At 70.6% G+C, this 17614-nt stretch carries 8 protein-coding genes and 1 pseudogene; 3 read left to right on the top strand and 6 right to left on the bottom strand.

All coding sequences use genetic code 11. The annotated features are described in order from the left end of the window. Positions 1 to 16 precede the first annotated feature (16 nt). Complete coding sequence (locus QSU92_RS11345; RefSeq protein ID WP_289261876.1) at positions 17 to 1159, bottom strand: ABC transporter; 1143 nt, start codon at positions 1157 to 1159, stop codon at positions 17 to 19. A 218-nt stretch (positions 1160 to 1377) separates the two neighbouring features. Here QSU92_RS11345 and QSU92_RS11340 point away from each other — a divergent pair, with 218 nt between their 5' ends. After that, a complete protein-coding gene (locus QSU92_RS11340; RefSeq protein ID WP_289261875.1) occupies positions 1378 to 1998 on the top strand; it encodes a hypothetical protein in 621 nt (206 codons plus the stop codon). 12 nt (positions 1999 to 2010) lie between these two features. Here the strand turns inward: QSU92_RS11340 and QSU92_RS11335 are convergent, their stop codons facing one another. From QSU92_RS11335 to rpoB, 3 genes and pseudogenes are all read right to left on the bottom strand, one after another. Beyond that, complete coding sequence (locus QSU92_RS11335; protein WP_289261873.1) at positions 2011 to 2628, bottom strand: hypothetical protein; 618 nt, start codon at positions 2626 to 2628, stop codon at positions 2011 to 2013. A 300-nt stretch (positions 2629 to 2928) separates the two neighbouring features. Continuing rightward, positions 2929 to 6798, bottom strand: a complete 3870-nt coding sequence (rpoC, locus tag QSU92_RS11330) for a DNA-directed RNA polymerase subunit beta' (protein WP_289261872.1) — start codon at positions 6796 to 6798, stop codon at positions 2929 to 2931. 45 nt (positions 6799 to 6843) lie between these two features. Next, positions 6844 to 10342, bottom strand: a pseudogene (gene rpoB / locus QSU92_RS11325) (DNA-directed RNA polymerase subunit beta). A 297-nt stretch (positions 10343 to 10639) separates the two neighbouring features. Between rpoB and QSU92_RS11320 the strand changes: the two are divergent. Next, on the top strand, positions 10640 to 13309 hold the full coding sequence (locus QSU92_RS11320) for a DUF4062 domain-containing protein (protein ID WP_289261871.1): 2670 nt from the start codon (positions 10640 to 10642) through the stop codon (positions 13307 to 13309). An 18-nt stretch (positions 13310 to 13327) separates the two neighbouring features. Here QSU92_RS11320 and QSU92_RS11315 read toward each other — a convergent pair whose 3' ends face one another. After that, positions 13328 to 14905 carry a 5-oxoprolinase subunit B/C family protein gene (locus QSU92_RS11315; RefSeq protein ID WP_289261868.1) on the bottom strand — a complete coding sequence of 526 codons (1578 nt, stop codon included), beginning with the start codon at positions 14903 to 14905 and terminating at the stop codon, positions 13328 to 13330. A 26-nt stretch (positions 14906 to 14931) separates the two neighbouring features. Next, the gene (locus tag QSU92_RS11310) at positions 14932 to 15687 is read right to left on the bottom strand and encodes a 5-oxoprolinase subunit PxpA (protein WP_289261866.1); all 756 of its coding nucleotides are present in this window, start codon (positions 15685 to 15687) and stop codon (positions 14932 to 14934) included. Positions 15688 to 15779: 92 nt separating this feature from the next. Here QSU92_RS11310 and QSU92_RS11305 point away from each other — a divergent pair, with 92 nt between their 5' ends. Further along, positions 15780 to 17519 carry an ABC transporter ATP-binding protein gene (locus QSU92_RS11305; protein WP_289261864.1) on the top strand — a complete coding sequence of 580 codons (1740 nt, stop codon included), beginning with the start codon at positions 15780 to 15782 and terminating at the stop codon, positions 17517 to 17519. The last annotated feature ends 95 nt before the right edge of the window (positions 17520 to 17614 follow it).

The following is a 17614-nucleotide window of genomic DNA, read 5'->3' as shown; positions in this document are numbered from 1 at the left end:
CCTCAGCGCGCCCGGCTCACTGCCGGACGAGCTGAGGCCCCGCCTCGAGGGTGCGCTCGTACTCGCGCTGCGCCTCGTCGTTCAGCTCGGTGACCCGCCGCCCGCGCGCAGCCACCCACGCGCCGAACCAGATCGTGAGCTCGCGGCCGAGGATGAACGCCACGATCGCCAGGGGTGCGAGCACCTGCTCGGCCGTGATCTCCGCGCCCTCGCGGGCGGTGAGCGTCCAGAACGGCGCCTGGAAGAGCTGGCCCAGGATGTGGCCCGCCCACGCGGCGAAGCCCACCAGGAGGCCGAAGATCACCCACGAACCCCAGCGGCCGCGGTTGATGATCGCGCCGAGGAGCCAGAACGCGATGAAGAAGACGAGAACGGGGATCCACAGCGACCAGCTGGCGAGCGCCGCCAGGGTCGTCGAAGCGAGGTCGTCGACCCCGACCTCGCCCGCGAGGGCGCCGAGGCCCAGCCAGGCGGCGAGGTAGAGCAGCCCGAACAGCAGGGCGGCCAGGAGGCCGATGGCTCCGGCGGCGGCGCGGTTGCCGCGGGGCCGGGGCGCCTCGGGCGCCTGCACGAAGATCGGCTGCGGCGCCGCGGTCTGCTGCGGCGGGAGGGGGGCGGAGACGACGGTGGGGGCGTCATATCCGCGGTCTGGGGCGGGTTCGCTCGCGGTCACCTGCGGGCGAGAGGATGCTGCGGCGGCGCCGGTTGCGGCGCCTGCGGCGGCGGCCGGTGCGACGGAGCGGTCGGACGGGCTGTCCGCCGAGCTGCCGGCCGAGGCCTCGTACGCCGCGAAGCGGTCGCGCTCGGCATCGTCACGGTAATCGGAGGCGTCGCGGTCGGCGGGGGCGTCCCAGCGAACGGTGGCGGGCTCGCTCGGCGGGGCGTAGGCCCGATCATCCGCGGCGGGCGTCGGCGCGCCGGTGCGGTCGTCGCCGGCATCGGTGTGCGCGGCGGAGTCGTGATGCGGCGAACCGTCCGCGCGGTGGTCGGGGTCGGCCGGGCCGGCCGGGTCGGCCGCACGGGCGGCGTCTTCGCGCGCGGCGGCCTCGCGGGCGGCTTCGGCGTCGGCGAGACCCTCGTTCGCGCGCGTGACGACGTCATCGTCCGCCGGACGGGGCTCCTCGACGGGGTCGCCGTACGACGACTTCGAATCACTCATCGTTCGCACTCCTCACGCGGGACTGGCGCCCCGCAGAGCGAAACTAGCGGCACCGGCGCCCGGAACCGCGCAGGCGTGCCGCGCGGCGGCGTACCGATTCGCCGATCCGGGCCGTTCGCGCGCTCCCCGGCGCCATTCCCTCATCGGAATATTGCACGACGCGCGTTCTTCCCGCGCGTCCTTCGACGGGCGTCGCGACGCCTTCGTAGAGTGTGGCCATGGCGCACCGTGCGGTCGTCGCGGCAGCGGCGGCATCCGTTCTCCTTCTCGCCCTGGCTCTCAGCGGCTGCGCGCCCGAGGAGGGCGAAGGGGCGGCGAACACCCCCGCGGCCGACGCCTCTGCGACACCGTCACCCGTCGCATCCGGATCTCCCTCGGCGTCGGCGAGCCCCACGCCGGCTACCGCCGTGGGGGCTGCTGCCGTACCCGAGGACTGCGAGGCGCCGCTGTCGGACGGCGTGCTCGCACAGCTCGAGGGCATCCCGCTGAACGATCCTGCGAACGGCGGCGAGCTCGGACCGCAGCCCGATGGCTCGCTCGTGTGCCTGTGGCGCGAACCGGCCGCCGACACCACGTTCCTCGAGACGTCGTACCTCCCGATGAATCGCGGCCCGGCGCTCGACCTGCTGAACCAGCTCGCGGCCGACGAGGGGTTCACCTGCTACACGCCCGACGGCGGCACGCGGTGCGAGAAGACGTGGGAGAGCGAGGAGTATCCCGTCACGAACGGGCGGACGCTGTTCTGGCGCGACGACCTGCTGATCGACACGTGGTACTCCAACCTGGCTCCCAGCGGCTACACGTCCTCGATCGTCTCGGCGATCTGGCCGGACGCGTAGCGCGCGCACCCGTCAGCCCCAGAGCCGCGCCGCGATGCGGCCGGCGTAATCCTCGGGGTGCCAGCCGCGCTCGACACTCACGAGCCACCACCCGTCGCGGAAGACGTGCGTCTCGGTCGCGTCGCCCGCGATCTGGGTGCAGGTGAGACCGGGCGCGAGGGCGCTGCAGGCGAAGCCCGCACCGCGCAGGGCGGCCTCGCCCGCGGCGGAGGCGTCGGGGGCGACGGCGGCGAGCGCGGTCTGCAGGGTCGCACCGTCGCGGGTGTGCCACCGGCAGGAGACGCGGATGTCCGGGGCCAGCGCCTCGACGAGGGGCGGCGTCGCGATCTCGGGGACCGCCCCCGACTGGGCGAGCAGCGCCCCCGGGAACCAGGCGAGTTGCCGCCAGAGGTCGTCGGGGTAGATGTCCCGGCAGTCGAGGGGCGCCTCGCCGGCGAGTGCCGCAACGAGGGGGTCGTCGGGCGGAGCCGCTTCGGCGCGGGCGGTGGCGGCCCGCAGGGTGTCGCCGGCCCACGTCACCACGGTCGGGACCATCGGAGCGGCCAGCCACACCAGTGCTGCGACGACCGCCGCGCAGAGAAGTCCGACCGGGGCGGAGAGCCACAGGCTCCGACCCGGGGTGCGCGCCACCTTCTTCCACCTCCGGACCCACGGTACGGCGGCGCGCCCACACCGCACGTGACGGCTCGCCGGGCATACGCGCTTCCCGTGCGTCACCGCCCCGCGGCATCCGTCCCTCCCCACTCCCTCTCCCCTCCCCAGGTCGCTGTCGAAACCCCGCTGCCACGGTCGGTTTCGACGCGGGAGGTCGGTTTCGACGCGGGAGGTCGATTTCGACGCGGGAGGTCGGCCTCGACGAGCACCCGCGCCCGGCAACACGAAGGGCCCCGGCGGATGCCGGGGCCCTTCGTGTCACTGCGGTGGATCGACTCAGTTATAGGTGCCGAAGTCGTCCGTGGAGAAGCTGTCGAAGTCGACGTAGCTCAGGTCGGCGTCGCTGTAGGCGCCGTCCGAGGCGAAGATGCGGTTGGGGTACCGCTCGCTCTTGGCCTCCTCCGTCGCCTCGACCACGACGTTGCGGTACTTCGCAAGGCCGGTGCCGGCGGGGATGAGCTTTCCGATGATGACGTTCTCCTTCAGGCCCACCAGCGGGTCGCTCTTGCCCTCCATGGCGGCCTGCGTGAGAACACGCGTGGTCTCCTGGAACGACGCAGCCGACAGCCACGACTCGGTCGCGAGCGACGCCTTGGTGATACCCATGAGCTCGGGACGACCCGACGCCGGACGCTTGCCCGAGCCGACCGCTTCGCGGTTGATGCCCTGGTAGCGCTTGAGGTCGACCAGCTCGCCGGGGAGCAGCGTCGTGTCGCCGTGGTCGACCACGGTGACCTTCCGCAGCATCTGACGCACGATGACCTCGATGTGCTTGTCGTGGATCGGCACACCCTGCGAGCGGTACACGCCCTGGACGCCGTTCACCAGGTACTTCTGCACCTCGCGGGCACCCATGACACGCATGACCTCCTTGGGGTCGAGCGTGCCGACCTGCAGGGGCTGACCGACGGTGACGTGCTGGCCGTCCTCGACCAGCAGCGTCGCGCGCTTGAGCACCGGGTAGACGACCGGCTCGTCGCCGGAGTCGGGCGTGAGGATGATCTTCTTGCTCTTGTCGGTCTCCTCGATCGTGATGCGGCCATCGGCCTCCGCGATCGGGGACGCACCCTTGGGGGTACGGGCCTCGAAGAGCTCCTGCACGCGGGGAAGACCCTGCGTGATGTCATCCGCCGACGCCGAACCACCGGTGTGGAAGGTACGCATCGTCAGCTGGGTACCGGGCTCACCGATCGACTGGGCCGCGATGATGCCCACGGCCTCGCCGATGTCGACGATCTTGCCGGTCGCGAGCGAGCGGCCGTAGCAGCGGGCGCAGACACCGACGGCGGAGTCGCAGGTGAGCACCGAGCGCACCTTGATGGTCTCGACACCCGCCTCGACCAGCGCGTTGATGACCACATCGCCGACGTCGGAGCCCGCCGCGGCGAGAACCTCGCCGGACGCGCTGACGACGTCCGCCGCGAGCGTCCGTGCGAACACGGAGTTCTCGACGTTGGCGTCCTTGACCAGGGTGCCGTCGAAGCCGGGAGCGGCGATCGGCAGCTCGAGACCCTTTGACGTGCCGCAGTCCTCCTCGCGGATGATGACGTCCTGCGAGACGTCCACGAGGCGCCGGGTGAGGTACCCGGAGTCGGCGGTACGCAGGGCGGTGTCGGCCAGACCCTTGCGGGCACCGTGCGTGGCGATGAAGTACTCCGCCACCGACAGACCCTCGCGGTACGAGGAGATGATCGGACGCGGGATGATCTCACCCTTGGGGTTGTTCACCAGGCCTCGCATACCGGCGATGTTCCGGATCTGCAGCCAGTTACCACGCGCGCCCGACGAGACCATCCGGTTGATGGTGTTGTCGTCGGGGAAGTTGTCGCGCATCGCCTTCTGGACCTCGTCGGTCGCCTCGGTCCAGATCTTGATGAGCTCCTGACGACGCTCGGCGTCGGTGGTCAGACCCTTCTCGAACTGCGACTGGACCTTCGCGGCCTGCTTCTCGTAGCGACCCACGATCTCCGCCTTGTTCGGCGGGGTGAGGATGTCGCTGAGCGCGACCGTCACACCCGAACGCGTGGCCCAGTAGAAGCCGGCGTCCTTGATGCGGTCGAGCGTCGCGGCGACCTCCACCTTGGGGTATTCCTCGGCGAGCTTGTTGACGATCTGCGAGAGCTTGCCCTTGTCAGCCTGCTCGCGCACGAACGGGTAGCCCTTGGGCAGCGCGTCGTTGAAGATCGCCTGGCCGAGCGAGGTGTCGACGAGGCCGTGGCGCTCGTAGCCCTCGGGGGCTTCGCCCTCGAGGAACGCGAGTCCGGGGACGCGGATGCGGACCTTCGCCTGCAGGTCGATGGTGCCCTCGTCCTTGGCCAGGATCGCCTCGGAGACCGAGCCGAATACGCGACCCTCGCCCGCGGCGCCCTCCTTCACCGTGGTGAGGTGGTGCAGGCCGATGATCATGTCCTGCGAGGGCAGGGTCACCGGACGGCCGTCCGACGGCTTCAGGATGTTGTTCGACGCGAGCATGAGGATGCGGGCCTCGGCCTGGGCCTCGACCGACAGCGGCAGGTGCACGGCCATCTGGTCACCGTCGAAGTCGGCGTTGAACGCCGCACATACGAGCGGGTGGAGCTGGATGGCCTTGCCCTCGACGAGCTGAGGCTCGAACGCCTGGATGCCCAGACGGTGCAGGGTGGGCGCGCGGTTCAGCAGGACCGGACGCTCGCGGATGATCTCCTCGAGCACATCCCACACCTCGGGACGCGTGCGCTCGACGGCCCGCTTGGCGGCCTTGATGTTCTGCGAGTGACCGAGGTCGATCAGGCGCTTGATGACGAACGGCTTGAACAGCTCGAGCGCCATCTGCTTGGGGAGGCCGCACTGGTGCAGCTTCAGCTGCGGACCCACGACGATGACCGAACGGCCCGAGTAGTCCACGCGCTTTCCGAGCAGGTTCTGGCGGAACCGACCCTGCTTGCCCTTGAGCATGTCGCTCAGGGACTTCAGGGCCCGGTTGCCGGTACCCGTGACGGGGCGACCGCGACGGCCGTTGTCGAACAGCGCGTCGACGGCCTCCTGCAGCATCCGCTTCTCGTTGTTGACGATGATCTCGGGAGCGCCGAGGTCGATCAGGCGACGAAGACGGTTGTTGCGGTTGATCACGCGACGGTACAGGTCGTTCAGATCGGATGTCGCGAAGCGGCCACCGTCCAGCTGCACCATCGGGCGCAGCTCCGGTGGGATGACCGGGACGACATCGAGCACCATCGAGGCCGGGCTCATGCCGGTCTGGAGGAACGAGTTGACGACCTTCAGGCGCTTGATCGCACGGATCTTGCGCTGGCCCTTGCCCTCGGCGATCTGCAGGTGCAGGCTCTCCGCCTCGGCGGCCAGGTCGAACGCCTCCAGGCGGCGCTTGATTGACTCGGCGCCCATGTGGGCCTCGAAGTACTGACCGAAGCGGTCCTGCAGCTCCTGGAAGATCTCGTCCTCGCCCTTGAGCGAGCCGACCTCGAGGGTGCGGAAGTCCTCCCACACGCGCTCGAGCTTGGCGATGGCGTCGTCGGCCTGCTTGCGGGCCTGCGCCATGTCCTTCTCGGCGGCGTCCTTGACCTTCTTCTTCTGGTCGGCCTTGGCGCCCTCCGCCTCCAGGGCGGCGAGCTCCTCTTCCAGCTTGGACAGGCGCGCGGCGATCTTGGCGTCACGGCGGTCGCCGAGCGTCTTGATCTCCAGGCGGATGTTGTTCTCCTGCGTGGCGAGGTCGCGGTGACGCGCCTCCTCGTCGACGGAGATCACCATGTAGGCGGCGAAGTAGATGACCTTCTCGAGGTCCTTCGGCGCCATGTCGAGCAGGTACCCGAGGCGCGAGGGCACGCCCTTGAAGTACCAGATGTGGGTGACCGGGGCGGCCAGCTCGATGTGACCCATCCGCTCGCGGCGGACGGAGGACTTGGTGACCTCCACGCCGCAGCGCTCGCAGACGATGCCCTTGAAGCGGACGCGCTTGTACTTGCCGCAGGCGCACTCCCAGTCGCGGCTGGGCCCGAAGATCTGCTCTCCGAACAGGCCGTCCTTCTCGGGCTTGAGCGTGCGGTAGTTGATGGTCTCGGGCTTCTTGACCTCGCCGAACGACCAGCGGCGGATGTCGTCGGCCGTGGCAAGGCCGATGCGAAGCTCGTCAAACGTTGTTGCGTCGAGCACTAGTTCTCCTGTTGTCAAAAGTGGGTTGCGGTCGGCGTCGACGGATCAGATCTCGTCGATCGACGACGACTCGAAGCGGCTCGAGATGTTGATTCCGAGGCTCCTCAGCGGCGCGGTACGCCTCGTCGGTGCTGTCACGGAGGCTGACCACGGTGCCGTCCGCCGAGAGGACCTCGACGTTCAGGCACAGCGACTGCATCTCCTTCATGAGCACCTTGAACGACTCGGGGATGCCGGGCTCCTGCAGGTTCTCGCCCTTGACGATCGACTCGTACGCCTTGACGCGGCCGGGGATGTCGTCGGACTTGATCGTGAGGAGCTCCTGGAGCGCGTATGCGGCGCCGTAGGCCTCGAGTGCCCACACCTCCATCTCACCGAACCGCTGACCGCCGAACTGCGCCTTACCACCCAGCGGCTGCTGCGTGATCATCGAGTAGGGGCCGGTGGAACGGGCGTGGATCTTGTCGTCCACGAGGTGGTGCAGCTTCAGGATGTACATGTACCCGACGGAGATCGGCGCCGGGAACGGCTCACCCGACCGGCCGTCGAACAGCTGGGTCTTGCCCGACGAGTCGATCAGTCGCACACCGTCGCGGGTGAGCGTCGTCGAGTCGAGCAGACCCGCGATCTCCTCCTCGGCGGCGCCGTCGAACACGGGGGTGGCGACCTTGGTGCCGGGGGCGGCCTCGCGAGCCTCCTCGGGCAGGCGCACGGCCCACTCGGGGGTGCCCTCGACCTTCCAGCCCTGCTTGGCGATCCACCCGAGGTGGGTCTCCAGGACCTGGCCGAAGTTCATGCGACCCGGGATGCCGAGGGGGTTCAGCACGACGTCGACCGGCGTTCCGTCGGCGAGGAACGGCATGTCCTCGACCGGCAGGATCTTGGCGATGACGCCCTTGTTGCCGTGACGGCCGGCGAGCTTGTCGCCCTCGGTGATCTTGCGCTTCTGGGCGATGTAGACCACGACGCGGCGGTTGACGCCCGAGCCGAGCTCGTCGTCGCCGTCCTCGGCGTTGAACTCCTTGACGGCGATGATCGTGCCCTGCTCACCGTGAGGAACCTTCAGCGAGGTGTCGCGCACCTCGCGGCTCTTCTCGTTGAAGATCGCACGCAGCAGCCGCTCCTCGGCGCTCAGCTCGGTCTCGCCCTTGGGCGTGACCTTGCCCACGAGGATGTCGCCGGGGCGAACCTCGGCGCCGATGCGGATGACGCCGCGCTCGTCGAGGTCCTTCAGCAGGTCGGGGCTGACGTTGGGGAGATCACGGGTGATCTCCTCCTTGCCGAGCTTGGTGTCGCGGGCGTCGACCTCGTACTCCTCGATGTGGATCGAGGAGAGGGTGTCGTCCTTCACCAGGTCCTGGCTGAGGATGATGGCGTCCTCGAAGTTGTGACCCTCCCAGGTCATGAACGCCACGAGCAGGTTCTTGCCGAGCGCGAGTTCGCCGTTCTCGGTCGCCGGGCCGTCGGCGATGACCTCGCCGGCCTCGATGCGGTCGCCCGCCGAGACGATCACGCGCTGGTTGTAGCTCGTGCCCTGGTTGGACCGGTCGAACTTGCGCAGGAAGTAGTCCTGCGTGCCGCCCTCGTCGAGCTGGATGGTGACGACGTCGGCCGACACCTCCATGACCACACCGCTCTTCTCGGCGGTGACGACGTCACCGGCGTCGACGGCGGCGTAGCCCTCCATACCGGTTCCGACCACGGGCGACTCGCTGCGCAGCAGCGGCACAGCCTGACGCTGCATGTTCGCACCCATGAGCGCGCGGTTGGCGTCGTCGTGCTCGAGGAACGGGATGAGGGATGTCGCGACCGACACCATCTGGCGCGGCGAGACGTCCATGTAGCCGATCTCGTCGGCGGGGATGAGGTCGACCTCGCCGCCGATCTTCCGCGCGAGGACCCGGTCCTCCTGGAAGTGGCCGTCCGCCTTCAGCGGGGCGTTGGCCTGGGCGATGATGAAGTCGCTCTCCTCGCTCGCGGTGAGGTAGTCGATCTGGTCGGTGACCTTGCCGTCTGTGACCCTGCGGTACGGGGTCTCGATGAAGCCGAACGAGTTGATGCGGGCGAACGAGGCCAGCGACCCGATCAGACCGATGTTCGGGCCTTCCGGGGTCTCGATCGGGCACATGCGGCCGTAGTGCGAGGGGTGGACGTCGCGGACCTCGACGCCGGCGCGCTCACGCGACAGACCGCCGGGGCCCAGCGCCGAGAGGCGGCGCTTGTGGGTCAGACCCGCGAGCGGGTTGTTCTGGTCCATGAACTGCGACAGCTGCGAGGTGCCGAAGAACTCCTTGATCGCAGCCACCACGGGGCGGACGTTGATCAGGGTCTGCGGGGTGATGGCCTCGATGTCCTGCGTGGTCATGCGCTCGCGGACGACGCGCTCCATGCGCGAGAGCCCCGTGCGGACCTGGTTCTGGATGAGCTCGCCCACCGCACGGATGCGACGGTTGCCGAAGTTGTCGATGTCATCGACGTCGAGACGGATCTCGACGTTCTTGCCACCGCGCACGCCCTCGAAGGTCTCGTCGCCGCGGTGCACGCGCACGAGGTACTTGATGGTCGCGACGATGTCGTCGACGGTCAGCACCGAGTCCGACAGCGCAGCATCCAGCCCCAGCTTCTGGTTGATCTTGTAGCGACCGACCTTCGCCAGGTCGTAGCGCTTGGGGTTGAAGTAGAAGTTGTCCAGCAGCGCGCGGGCGGCCTCGGCGGCGACCTGCTCGCCCGGACGGAGCTTGCGGTAGATGTCGCGGAGCGCGTCCTCCTTGGACAGGATCGTGTCCTTCGAGAGGGTCTCCTCGATGGAGTCGAAACCGGCGAACTCGTTCAGGATGTCTTCGCTGGACAGGCCGAGGGCCTTCAGGAACACCGTGACCGACTGCTTGCGCTTGCGGTCGATGCGGACGCCGACCTGGTCGCGCTTGTCGATCTCGAACTCCAGCCACGCGCCGCGGCTGGGGATGATGCGGGCCGACACGATGTCCTTGTCGGAGGTCTTGTCGGGGGTCTTGTCGAAGTAGACGCCGGGCGAGCGCACGAGCTGCGAGACCACGACACGCTCGGTGCCGTTGATGATGAACGTGCCCTTGTCGGTCTGGAGCGGGAAGTCGCCCATGAAGACCGTCTGCGTCTTGATCTCACCGGTCTGGTGGTTCATGAACTCGGCCTCGACGTAGAGAGGGGCCGCGTAGGTCTTGCCGCGCTCCTTGCACTCCTCGATGGAGTACTTCTCGGGCTCGAGGTAGGGGTTGGTGAACGAGAGCTGCATGGTCTCGCTCAGGTCCTCGATCGGCGAGATCTCCTCGAAGATCTCCTCCAGTCCGCTCTTGAGGGCGATGTCCGTACGACCGGCGGCCTGCGCCTCGGCGAGGCGCTCCCGCCACGCGTCGTTGCCGACGAGCCAGTCGAAGGACTCGGTCTGCAGCGCGAGAAGGTCGGGGACCGTCAGCGTGTCGGAGATCTTCGCGAACGAGAGCCGCGATGCGCCGCGGCCGTTCTTGGGGGTGGTGGTGGGATTGGATGCGTTGGGCGCAGCAGCCAAGGGATAACCTCCGTGAGCCCGGATCGGGCTTCGTTTCCTTGTCGTCAGGTGGAGTGCTCAGTCATCCCCGAAGCCTGCACGTCGCACACCGCGGTGAAGCGGGGGCGTGCAGTCACAGCCGACCACCATATGAGGGCAGGGGGAAACCAGGAGCGCAAGGACCAACTATAGTCCGGATGACGCGCCGTGTCCAGCGCGATCCTTGACGAGTCGATGTTCCTCGGGTATAACCCCGCAAATCCCCCCACCATTCCCCGACATCTGGCGGAGAATCCCTGGTGAGGCCATGATGTCTGCATGACGGGGGGCGATGCCGCCACCGCCGGGCTCGTCGAGCCCGCAGGCGCGGACGGGCACGAGCGGGTGATCCGCACGCCCGACCAGCGTCTGCGGATCTTCGTCAGCTCCACCCTGCGCGAGCTCGCCGACGAGCGCGTCGCGGTGCGGGGCGCCATCGAGAGCCTGCGTCTGGCGCCGGTGATGTTCGAACTCGGCGCCCGGCCGCATCCACCCCGCGCGCTGTACCGGTCCTACCTGGCGCAGAGCGACGTGTTCGTGGGGATCTACGGCGACAGCTACGGGTGGGTGGCGCCGGAGGAGCAGGTCTCGGGCCTGGAGGACGAGTACAACCTCGCGCCCCGCGAGATGCCGAAGCTCATCTACATCCGCGCATCCGAACGTCGCGACCCGCGCCTGGTCGCCCTCATCGACCGCATCCGCGACGACGACACCGCGGCCTACCTCTCCTTCTCGTCGGTCGACGAGCTCCGCGATCACGTCCGCGACGACCTGGCGACCCTGCTGGCCGAGCGCTTCGACGCGTCCCGCCCACTGGCTGATCGCGAGATCTCGGATGTCGTCCCGGCCGCGGCGCCGAAGGTGCCCGTCCCGTACACCTCGACGATCGGTCGGGAGGAGGATGTCGCGGCGATCCGCGAGCTCCTGACCGGCCCCGCCCACGTGGTCAGCCTCATCGGACCCGGCGGAGTCGGGAAGAGCAGGCTGGCGATCGAGGTCGCCCGCGCGAGCGAGGACCTCTTCCCCGACGGAGTGTACTTCGTCCTCCTGGAGGGCGTCCTCGAACCCGGCCTCGTCGTCCCCACGATCGCCTACTCCCTGGGCGTGCGCGACAACGGCGAGGCGCCCCTGGAGGAACGCATCGCGCGGGCATTGTCCGGCCGCCGCGTCCTCGTGGTCCTGGACAACTTTGAGCAGGTGGTCGAGGCCGCGCCGCTGCTGGTGCGCCTCTCGCACGCCTCCCCCATGGCGACCTTCCTCGTGACCAGTCGCATCGTCCTGCGCATCCGCGGCGAGCAGGTCTACGACGTCGCGGGGCTGCCCGTCCCCGACTCGTGGACACGCGCCACGCGGGAGCGCGTGCGCACCACCCCCGCGTGCCGTCTGTTCGCCGACCGCGCGAGCGCGGTCAGTCCCGACTTCGCCCTCTCCGACGCCAACGCGCAGGATGTCGCCGACATCTGCCGTCGCCTGGAAGGCCTGCCGCTGGGCATCGAGCTGGCGGCGGCGAAGGTGCGGGTCCTCGGCACCCGGGGGATCGCGGAGCGATTGGAGCAGAGTCTGCCGCTGCTCACCGCGGCGGTGCGCGACCTCCCCGACCGGCACCGCACGATGCGGGCCACCATCGAGTGGAGCGTGAGCCTGCTGCCGGCCCCGCAGCGCGCCATGCTCGAGGACCTCGGCGTCTTCGCCACCCGGTTCACCTTCGATGCGGTGGAGGCGATCGGACGGGGCAGATCCTGGGGCGCCGATGCGATGGAGGATCTCGCGGCGCTCGTCGACTCCTCGCTGGTCAAGCCCGTCGACGTCGACGGTCGCCCCGTCTTCTCCCTGCTGGCGCTGGTCCGCGAGTACGCGGTGGGGCGGCTGAAGGAGCGGGGGGATGCTGCCGCGGTACGCGCCGCGCACGCCGATCACTATCGCCACCTCGTCGCGCGCATCGCGCCCCGGCTGGGCGGACCGGGACAGGCGGACGCGGTCGCGGAGCTGGGCTTGGATCTTCCCAACCTCCGCGCGGCGGTGCGTCACCTCATCCACACCGGCCGGCTCGACGACGCCGGGGATTTCGCGTGGTCTCTCCTGATCTACTGGTGGGTGGCCGGCTTCTTCGCCGAGGTGCGGGTGTGGATGCTGGAGCTCCTCGGCAAAGATCAGCCGATCACCCCGCACACCCGCGCCGTGGCCTGGTTCTTCGCCCTGTGGGGCGAGATGTGGCAGCGCCCGAGCGAAGAGGCCGTGGCGGGGCTCGGGGAGTGCATCCGGCTGTTCGAGGAGAGCGGAGACGAGGATGCCGCGGCGATGGCGCTCGCCGCGCGGGCGACGGCGCGGCTCCAGCTCGAGCTGCCCGACCTCGATACCGCCGAGCGGGAGCTGACCGCCGCGGTCGAGAGGCTCCACGCCCTCGGCAACACCTGGGCCGAGGCCATCACCGAGGTCGCCCGCGGACGACTGGCGTGGCTCCGCGGGCTCACCGACGACGCACTCGGACATTTCGACCGCGCGACGGTGGCGGCGGCCGCCGGCGGTGACCTCTTCACGACGTCGGTCGCCGGCAACCACCTCGCGCGACTGCAGCTCGTCCGCGGCGAGATCGACACGGCAGAAGGGCAGTGCGTGCGGACGCTTCTCGTGTCGCTGCGCCTGCACTTCGAAGAGGGGATCGCCTACGGGCTCGAAGGGCTGTGCGCCGTCGCCGCGGCCCGCGGGGACGGCGAACGGGCGGGCGCACTGTCGGCGGTCGCCGCCGTCATCCGCCACCGCATCGGCGTGTTCGACGCCGAAGCCTTCACGGTGCACACCCCGCAGCTCGACGCCATGCGCGCGGTCGACCCCGACGCGGTCGCCGCCGGTGAGCGCCGCGGCGCCGAGCTCACCCTCGCCGAGGCCATCGCGCTCGCTCTCCCCGCCGACGCCCGCGACGAGGCTGCCGCGCTCATCGCCCGCTGGTGAGCGGAGCGCCCGCGCGGCTCAGTCCGTCGGACGCGCGTGGCGGAAGCGGATGCGGCTGCCCGGCCGAGCCTGGGCGAGCGCGTCGCGCGCAGCATCCGTCACGACCGCGATCACCGGGTACCCGCCGGTGACCGGCGCGTCGGGCCCGAGGATCGTGGGTCGGCCGGAGGGCGGCACCTGCAGGGCCCCCGGCACCATGCCCTCGCTGGGGAGTTCGTCGCGACGCGCGCGGACGAGGGCGGGACCGTCGAGGCGGATGCCGACGCGGTCGGCGGCGCCCGAGACGGTCCAGGTCGTTTCGAAGAGGATCGCGCCCGCCTCGGCGGTGAACCAGTCGGCGCGCGGCCCCGGCGCGAGCTCGACCTCGAGGTCGTCGCCGTCGGGCGCGCCCCACGGGGCGTCGGGGGCGGGCGGGACCGGGAGGGCGGGGTCGGGCCCGGCCCGCACGACGTCGCCCGCCGCGAGCGGTGCGGGGCCGAGCCCGGAGAGGATGTCTGTGGCACGCGACCCGCGGACCGTCGGCGCGTCGACGCCGCCGCGAACGGCGAGATACGCACGGGCGCCCCGCTCGATCCACCCGACCTCGAGCTCGGCACCGGCGGGCCAGCGATGCGCGGCGTAGGGGTCGACGATGCGCCCCGCGATGCGGACCTGGCCGCTGCCGCCGGTGACGGCGAATGAGAGGTCGGCGAGGGCGAGTGCGCGGAACCCGCCGAGGGTGATCTCGATCGCCGCGGCGCCGTCGGGGTTGCCGACGAGACGGTTCGCGGCGCCGAGGGCCCGGCGGTCCATCGCGCCCGAGCGGGCGATGCCGAGGGCGGCGGCGCCCGACCGGCCGAGGTCCTGCACCGTGGCGAGCAGCCCCGCCTCCTCGACCCGGAACCCCGCCCCCACCCCCGCGCCCGCGTCCGCGTCCGCGAGAGTGCGCTCATCGCCCGCGAGGGTGCGCTCGCTCCCCGCGAGGGTGCGCTCACTCCCCGCGAAGGTGCGCTCGCGGGCCTCGACCGCGCGGATCCGCACCCGCGCACCCGGCGCGAGGAGCGCAGGGTTCTCGCCGGTCGGGTCGAACAGCGGTGCGTCCGTGGTGCCGAGCAGACGCCATCCGCCGGGGGTCTCGCGCGGGTAGGCCCCCGAGAACACCCCCGCCACACCGACCGCGCCGGCCGGCACACGGGTGCGCGGGGAATCGAGCCGCGGCACGTCGAAGGGCCAGTCGCTGCTCACGAGATACCCGAATCCGGGCGCGAATCCGGTGAACGCGACGGTCCACGTCGCCGCCGCGTGCGCCCCGACGAGCTCAGCGACCGACACTCCGAGAAGCTCCGCGGTCTCGGCGAGGTCGGGACCGTCGTAGCGGATGTCGAGCACGACCTCCGGCCCCGCCACCGTCTCCTCCGAGAAGGCCGCGCCCGCGGCATCCGTCACCCAGCCCCGCACCCGGGAGAGACTCAGCACCGCGCGATCGACCGTGACGAGCACCGTCTGCGCCGCGGGCACGATGTCGACGACGCCGTCGGGGGCGGATGCGACGAGGCGGGCGTGGAGCGCCAGCACGTCGTCGAGTCCCGCCACCTCGACGAGGACCGCGTCGCCCATCGGCAGCAGTCTCACCGTCGCGCGCCTCACCACGGCGATCGCACGATCAGGCCCGCCGCGTCGAGCGCCTCGCGCACCGCACGGCCCATCGCCACGGCGGCCGGTGAATCGCCGTGCAGGCAGAGCGACGCCGCCGCGACCTCGAGCACCGACCCGTCGACGGCGACGACCTCCCCCGAGCGCGCCAGCCGGATCGCCCGCTCCGCGGCCGCGGCCGCGTCGTCGAGCACGGCCCCGGGGCGCCCCCGCGGCACGAGGCCCCCGCTCGGGAGGTAACCGCGGTCGAGGAAGGCCTCGACCACGAACGGCAGACCGGCCGCTCCGGCGGCCCGAGTGATCTCCCCCGGCATGCCGAGGATCGGCACCGCGCGCCCGAGCAATCCCGCGAGCTCGGCCACCGCCTCGGCCATCGCGCGCGCCTGCTCGGCGTCGACCGACACCGCGTGGTAGAGCGCGCCATGCGGCTTGACGTACCGGATGTCGGCGCCCGCCGCCGCCAGCGTCCGCAGCTGCCCCGCGACCTCGACGCGCAGGTCGGCCGCCGCGATCGCCATCGGCGCCCGCCCGAAATTCGCCGGGTCGGGATAGGACGGATGCGCCCCGACGGCGACGTCGTGCGCGGCCGCGCGCGCCACCGCCTCGCGCATCGATCGTTCATCGCCCGCGTGGCCGCCGCAGGCGATGCTCGCGCTGGAGATCACGGCGAACATCGCGGCATCGTCGGCCGTCGGCATCCCGTCGACCGTCTCCCCCAGGTCGGCATTGAGGTCGATCGCGCCCATGCCTTCACGCTACGCCGCGGCGCCACGTTACGGATGAATAAAGGCTCCCCCCGGTGGATGCGCCGACCCCCGCGCCGAGGCAGGATGGGGGGATGCCCCGATCTTTCGAGCGGCCCACGGCAGGGACGCCGCTTCTGCAGGTCCGCGACATGGCCGTGGAGTTCCGCACCGTCGACGGGACGGTGCACGCCGTCGAAGGGGTCGACCTCGACCTCGCTGCCGGCGAGACCCTCGCCATCGTCGGCGAGTCGGGGTCGGGGAAGTCCACCACGGCGATGGCGGTGATTGGGCTCCTCCCGGGCAACGGGCGGGTGACGCAGGGCAGCATCCTCTTCGAAGGCGAGAACCTCGTCGGGGCCCCCGAGTCGGTGATGCGCCAGGTGCGCGGCCGCTCGATCGGCCTCGTGCCGCAGGACCCGATGTCGAACCTCAATCCGGTCGCGAAGATCGGCACCCAGGTCGCCGAGACCCTTCTCGCGCACGGCCTCGCCACCCGTAAGGACGTCGACCGCAGGGTCGTGGAGACCCTCGAGGCGGCGGGTCTTCCCGACGCCGCCGCCCGCGCCAAGCAGTACCCGCACGAGTTCTCCGGCGGCATGCGCCAGCGCGCGCTCATCGCGATCGGCCTGGCGTGCAACCCCAAGCTCCTCATCGCCGACGAGCCCACGAGCGCCCTCGACGTGACCGTGCAGAAGACGATCCTCGACCAGCTCGACAGGATGACCAGCGACACCGGCACCTCGGTCATGCTCATCACGCACGACCTCGGCCTCGCCGCCGAGCGCGCCTCGCGCGTGGTCGTCATGCACCGAGGGCGCATCGTCGAGCAGGGCCCCGCCCGCCAGATCCTCGAAGACCCGCAGCAGCCCTACACTCAGGCGCTGGTGAAGGCCGCGCCGTCGGTGGCGGCGGTGCGGCTGCGTCCCGAGGCCTTCCGCCGGGCCGAGAAGACGGATGCCGCCGGGCCGGCCGTGCCCGTGGCATCCGCGACCGTCGTGGTGACCGAGCCGGCTGCGCCGGCCGAGCCGGGCGTCGAGGCGGCACCCGACCACATCGTCGAGGTCGAGGGGCTGACCAAGACCTTCCCGGTGCGAGGGCGCAAGGAGGACTTCGTCGCGGTCGAGGACGTCTCCTTCGCCATCCCGCGCGGGCAGACCGTCGCGATCGTCGGGGAGTCCGGGTCGGGGAAGACCACGACGGCGCGGATGATGCTGAAGGTCGTCGAACCGACCAGCGGCACCATCTCGTTCGACGGGGTCGACGTGTCGACCCTCAAGGGCCGGGCACTGCGGGACTTCCGACAGAAGGTGCAGCCGATCTTCCAGGATCCCTACTCGTCGCTGAACCCGATGTTCACCATCGAGCGGCTGATCGAGGAGCCGCTGGAGTTCTATCGGCGCGGCTCGTCGGCCGAGCGCACCAAGCGGGTGCGGCAGCTGCTGGATGATGTGGCGCTTCCGGCCTCGATGATGCGGCGCTACCCGTCGGAGCTGTCGGGTGGCCAGCGTCAGCGCGTCGCGATTGCGCGGGCTCTGGCGCTCTCGCCCGAGCTCATCGTCTGCGACGAGCCCGTCTCGGCGCTCGACGTGCTCGTGCAGGATCAGGTGCTTCGGCTTCTGCGCGACCTGCAGCGCGAGTACGGACTGAGCTACCTGTTCATCTCGCACGACCTCGCGGTGGTGCGGCTGATCAGCGACTACGTCTGCGTGATGAAGGACGGGCACCTCGTGGAGGCGGCGTCGGGCGAGGAGATCTTCACCAACCCGCGCGACCCCTACACCCGGCGCCTGCTCGCCTCGATCCCGGGCAACGAGCTCGACATCGCCGTCTGACCCCTCTCGCGCTCGCGGCTGCTGACCCCGCTCGCGCTTCGCGGCTGCGCCGCCACCGCTTCGCCTGTCGCGATCGGCCGCGCGCGAACGCAGAT

Source organism: Microbacterium sp. ET2 (genome assembly GCF_030347395.1).
GTDB lineage: Bacteria > Actinomycetota > Actinomycetes > Actinomycetales > Microbacteriaceae > Microbacterium > Microbacterium albipurpureum.
Note: the sequence above shows the minus strand (reverse complement) of the source record. Positions and strands in the feature narration are given on the sequence as shown.

Excerpts from the sequence above, each read along its gene's own strand:
- QSU92_RS11345 (WP_289261876.1), bottom strand. The coding sequence starts at position 1,159 with ATGAGTGATTCGAAGTCGTCGTACGGCGACCCCGTCGAGGAGCCCCGT.
- QSU92_RS11340 (WP_289261875.1), top strand. The coding sequence starts at position 1,378 with ATGGCGCACCGTGCGGTCGTCGCGGCAGCGGCGGCATCCGTTCTCCTT.
- QSU92_RS11320 (WP_289261871.1), top strand. The coding sequence starts at position 10,640 with ATGACGGGGGGCGATGCCGCCACCGCCGGGCTCGTCGAGCCCGCAGGC.
- QSU92_RS11315 (WP_289261868.1), bottom strand. The coding sequence starts at position 14,905 with ATGGGCGACGCGGTCCTCGTCGAGGTGGCGGGACTCGACGACGTGCTG.
- QSU92_RS11310 (WP_289261866.1), bottom strand. The coding sequence starts at position 15,687 with ATGGGCGCGATCGACCTCAATGCCGACCTGGGGGAGACGGTCGACGGG.
- QSU92_RS11305 (WP_289261864.1), top strand. The coding sequence starts at position 15,780 with ATGCCCCGATCTTTCGAGCGGCCCACGGCAGGGACGCCGCTTCTGCAG.